This window comes from Sodalis sp. (in: enterobacteria) (genome assembly GCF_047607725.1).
In the GTDB taxonomy this organism is placed as follows: Bacteria; Pseudomonadota; Gammaproteobacteria; order Enterobacterales; family Enterobacteriaceae; genus JBLKSS01.
Window position 1 is genome coordinate 1 of record NZ_JBLKSS010000118.1, and the last position, 4,470, is coordinate 4,470.

At 58.5% G+C, this 4,470-nt stretch carries 4 protein-coding genes and 1 rRNA gene; 2 read left to right on the forward strand and 3 right to left on the reverse strand.

The annotated features are described in order from the left end of the window. Positions 1–434 (reverse strand): 23S ribosomal RNA (locus ACMX3H_RS10250); the annotation flags it as partial. A 544-nt stretch (positions 435–978) separates the two neighbouring features. Here ACMX3H_RS10250 and purH point away from each other — a divergent pair. Together purH and purD are read left to right on the forward strand one after the other, a co-directional pair. Beyond that, positions 979–2,568 (forward strand): bifunctional phosphoribosylaminoimidazolecarboxamide formyltransferase/IMP cyclohydrolase, encoded by a 1,590-nt coding sequence (gene purH / locus ACMX3H_RS10255; RefSeq protein WP_415210739.1) that lies wholly within the window; start codon positions 979–981, stop codon positions 2,566–2,568. A 19-nt stretch (positions 2,569–2,587) separates the two neighbouring features. Next, positions 2,588–3,871: a phosphoribosylamine--glycine ligase gene (gene purD, locus ACMX3H_RS10260; RefSeq protein ID WP_415210740.1), complete on the forward strand. Its 1,284-nt coding sequence runs from the start codon at positions 2,588–2,590 to the stop codon at positions 3,869–3,871. A 48-nt stretch (positions 3,872–3,919) separates the two neighbouring features. Here purD and ACMX3H_RS10265 read toward each other — a convergent pair whose 3' ends face one another. Further along, entirely contained in the window at positions 3,920–4,321 is a 402-nt protein-coding gene (locus ACMX3H_RS10265; RefSeq protein ID WP_415210741.1) for a DUF1481 domain-containing protein, read from the reverse strand. Positions 4,322–4,361: 40 nt separating this feature from the next. Beyond that, a partial coding sequence (locus tag ACMX3H_RS10270; protein WP_415209556.1) for a transposase domain-containing protein occupies positions 4,362–4,470 on the reverse strand: 109 nt, incomplete at its 5' end.

Below are 4,470 nucleotides of genomic sequence, written 5' to 3' on the forward strand. Positions count from 1 at the left end.
GAGGTGCCAAACACCGCCGTCGATATGAACTCTTGGGCGGTATCAGCCTGTTATCCCCGGAGTACCTTTTATCCGTTGAGCGATGGCCCTTCCATTCAGAACCACCGGATCACTAAGACCTGCTTTCGCACCTGCTCGAGCAGTCACTCTCGCAGTCAAGCTAGCTTATGCCTTTGCACTAACCTCACGATGTCCGACCGTGATTAGCTAACCTTCGTGCTCCTCCGTTACACTTTGGGAGGAGACCGCCCCAGTCAAACTACCCACCAGGCACTGTCCTCGGCCCGGATAACGGGCCTGAGATGAGAACATCAAACATTAAAGGGTGGTATTTCAAGGTTGGCTCCATGCAGACTGGCGTCCACACTTCAAAGCCTCCCACCTATCCTACACATCAAGGCTCAATGTTCAGTGTCAAGCTATTAAAAGCTTGATGCTCAAAAAATTAAAACTGGTATTCATATGAATATTCGGTTGTTCACTCTTCAAGACTTGATATTTCGTGTGTCGATATCGTCTTGTGAGTGCCCACACAGATTGTCTGATAAATTGTTGAAAGAGCGCCGCGCCGCCGGAAACCGGCTGGCGCGAGGTGCGTAAATTACGCTTTCCTCTTACAGAGTCAAGCCCGCCGGGCCAACTTCTGCGTCGTTCAACCTGCTGCGCCGTAGCGGTAACAGGCCGGACAATGGAGGCGCATTATAGGGGGTTCCGGCCCTGAGGCAACCGCTATTTTCGTCAAATGACAGCGTTTGCTGCTTTCCACAGCAAATACCGGCTTATACCCGCTTTTACACAAACTTATCCACAACGAAAGGCGCGGGAACAAAATTTGGCGAGCATCGCGCAATCGTTTTCGCTACAATTCAGGCAAATTTTTCTTGTCCGGGTCGAGTGGCCACGGACGAAAATGCCGCTTCGGCATTGCCTGACAACGCCAGTTAACGTCATTGCTATTCATATCAAGGGTCATTTGCCATGCAACCACCACGTCCTGTCCGCCGCGCGCTGCTCAGCGTCTCCGACAAAGCCGGTATTCTGGAGTTCGCCCAGTCCCTGTCCCAGCGCGGCGTTGAGCTGCTTTCCACCGGCGGCACCGCCCGCCTGCTGGCCGAGGCGGGCCTGCCGGTCACCGAAGTGTCAGACTATACGGGCTTTCCCGAAATGATGGACGGGCGTGTCAAAACGCTGCATCCCAAAGTGCACGGCGGGATCCTGGGACGTCGCGATATCGATGACGCCATTATGCGCGAGCACGACATTGCACCGATTGATATGGTGGTGGTCAACCTTTATCCCTTTGCCGCCACGGTGGCGCGCGCGGACTGTACCCGTGAAGAGGCGGTGGAGAATATTGATATTGGCGGCCCCACCATGGTGCGCTCTGCCGCCAAGAACCATAAAGATGTGGCAATTGTGGTCAACAGCGCTGACTATCCCGCGGTGCTCGCGGAAATGGACAGCCACGGCGGCTCGCTCACCCTGGAAACCCGATTCGACCTCGCTATCAAAGCATTTGAACATACCGCCGCCTATGACAGTATGATTGCCAACTATTTCGGCAGCCAGGTGCCGACCTATCATGGCGACACCAAGCAGCCTTCCGGCCGCTTCCCGCGCACCCTCAATCTCAACTTTATCAAGAAACAGGACATGCGCTACGGCGAAAACAGCCACCAATTAGCGGCGTTTTATACCGATCCCGAGACGCATGAAGCGTCGTTGGCCACCGCACGGCAGCTGCAGGGGAAAGCCCTTTCCTACAATAATATCGCCGACACCGATGCGGCGCTTGAATGCGTGAAGACCTTCACCGAGGCGGCTTGCGTCATTGTTAAGCACGCCAATCCCTGCGGCGTGGCCACCGGCGATACCTTGCTGGCAGCTTATGATCGCGCCTACCAGACCGACCCCACCTCCGCTTTCGGCGGTATTATCGCCTTCAACCGACCGCTAGACGCCGATACCGCCAAAGCGATCGTGAGCCGCCAATTTGTGGAGGTGATTATCGCCCCGGCCGTCGACGATGACGCCTTGGCGGTGCTGGCCGGTAAGCAAAACGTGCGGGTACTGGCCTGTGGCCGCTGGCAGAAGCAGACGCCGGGGTTGGATTTCAAACGGGTTAACGGCTGCCTGTTGGTGCAGGAGCGCGATGTGGGTATGGTGGATCTGCAGGATTTGCAAGTGGTTACCGAACGCCAGCCGACAAAGGCGGAAATGCGCGATGCGCTGTTTTGCTGGAAGGTAGCGAAATTCGTCAAATCCAACGCGATCGTTTATGCCCGCGAGCAGCGCACCATCGGTATTGGCGCCGGGCAAATGAGCCGTGTTTACTCGGCAAAAATCGCCGGCATCAAGGCGGCGGACGAAGGTCTGGACGTCAAGGGATCGGCGATGGCCTCTGACGCCTTCTTTCCGTTCCGCGACGGTATCGACGCCGCGGCGGCGGTAGGCGTACGCTGTGTCATTCAGCCGGGCGGGTCGATTCGCGATAACGAAGTTATCGCCGCCGCCAATGAGCATGGCATCGCCATGATCTTTACCCATATGCGTCATTTCCGCCATTAAGCCTAGGAGTTAGCTTGCCATGAATATTTTGATTATCGGCAACGGCGGACGTGAACACGCCCTGGCCTGGAAAGCCGCGCGATCGAAGCTTGCCGACAACGTATACGTCGCGCCCGGCAATGCCGGCACCGCACTGGAGCCGGCGTTGCAAAATGTGGACATTGCCGCGACCGATATTCCGGCGCTAGTAGCCTTTGCCCAAGAACGTCACATCGGGCTGACCATCGTTGGACCGGAAGCGCCGCTGGTGAAGGGGGTGGTGGATGCTTTCCACGCCGCGGGCCTGCGGATTTTCGGCCCGACGCAAGCCGCCGCGCAGTTGGAGGGTTCTAAGGCCTTTAGCAAAGACTTCCTTGCCCGCCACGGTATTCCCACCGCGTGCTATGAGAACTTTACCGAGGTCGCGCCGGCGCTGGACTATGTGCGTCAGCGGGGCGCGCCGATCGTTATCAAAGTGGACGGTCTGGCCGCGGGCAAAGGCGTGATTGTCGCCATGACGCTGACGGAAGCAGAATCCGCCGTGAACGATATGCTGGCCGGCAACGCTTTTGGCGATGCGGGGCACCGTATCGTCATTGAAGAGTTTCTCGCCGGTGAAGAGGCCAGCTTTATTGTCATGGTAGACGGTGAACATGTGCTGCCGATGGCCACCAGTCAGGATCATAAACGCGTTGGCGATGGGGATACCGGTCCGAATACCGGCGGTATGGGCGCTTATTCACCGGCGCCGGTCGTGACCGATGAGGTACATCGCAGGGTAATGGAGCAGGTTATTTGGCCAACGGTGAAAGGGATGGCGGCGGAGGGAAATGTCTACACCGGTTTCCTGTATGCCGGCCTGATGATAAGCCCTGACGGCCAGCCGAAAGTCATTGAGTTCAACTGCCGCTTCGGCGATCCGGAAACCCAACCTATTATGTTGCGCATGCGATCCGATCTGGTCGCCCACTGCCTGGTGGCCACCGAAGGCCGTTTGGACGAGGAAACGTCAGAGTGGGATGAACGACCGGCGCTGGGCGTAGTAGTGGCGGCGGGAGGTTATCCCGGCGACTACCGCACCGGGGATGAAATCAGCGGTCTACCGACAGCCGAGGCGGAAGGGGAAAAAATATTTCACGCCGGCACCCGCCTGCACCAGGGTGAGGTGTTGACCCAAGGAGGCCGCGTGCTGTGCGTCACCGCGCTGGGGGCGACCGTTGCCGACGCGCAGGCCCGGGCCTACCGCGCGGCCAAGCCCGTCCATTGGCGTGACTGTTTTTGCCGCCGCGATATCGGCTATCGCGCTATCGCTCGCGAAGCCTAAACCCTCTCACGGGGCGGAGTCAGCGCGTTCCCGCCCCGCCACGACGGCCTAGAGATCGTCTTCATTCGGCTGCCAGCGGCAGAAATTCTCATTGGCGACCAGCAGCAGCTGCGTGCCTTCCGGCGCTTCCAGCCAGGCAATCCCCAATTCTCCCGACGTGTTGCGGGTGCGGGCGGCAAGCCAACCCGCGGCGCGCGCATCGAAATCTGGCGTCGCCGTCCCACCTTGGCAAAGCGTAATCACGCCGTTATGCCAAATCCCCTGCTTTAACCGGACGTGGCCGGTGCGCAGCGCCTGGCTGACATCCAGCCCGCGCTCGCGCTGCATGAAACTAAGCTTGCCCTGCTGGTATTCATAGCGGGTCACGACCGCATCAGCGCCGCGATAGGGGCTGTAGACGCTTTCGAGCGTCACGCGCTCGCTGGTGCAGATTCCGACGTATCCGATCATCTGTTCCGGCGTAAGCGTACGCCCAGCGCCGTATTGACAGTTATTCAGCAGGGATGGTGAGGTTCCACGGCAGGAGCTCTTTGATTTTGTTGATGGGATGATCCGCGATAATCGCCAGCACATGGCGCAGATACGCTTCCGGCTCCACG

What these genes read in the sequence shown, in the direction of transcription:
- purH (WP_415210739.1), top strand. Translation starts at nt 979, where the DNA reads ATGCAACCACCACGTCCTGTCCGCCGCGCGCTGCTCAGCGTCTCCGAC.
- ACMX3H_RS10265 (WP_415210741.1), bottom strand. Translation starts at nt 4,321, where the DNA reads ATGATCGGATACGTCGGAATCTGCACCAGCGAGCGCGTGACGCTCGAA.
- purD (WP_415210740.1), top strand. Translation starts at nt 2,588, where the DNA reads ATGAATATTTTGATTATCGGCAACGGCGGACGTGAACACGCCCTGGCC.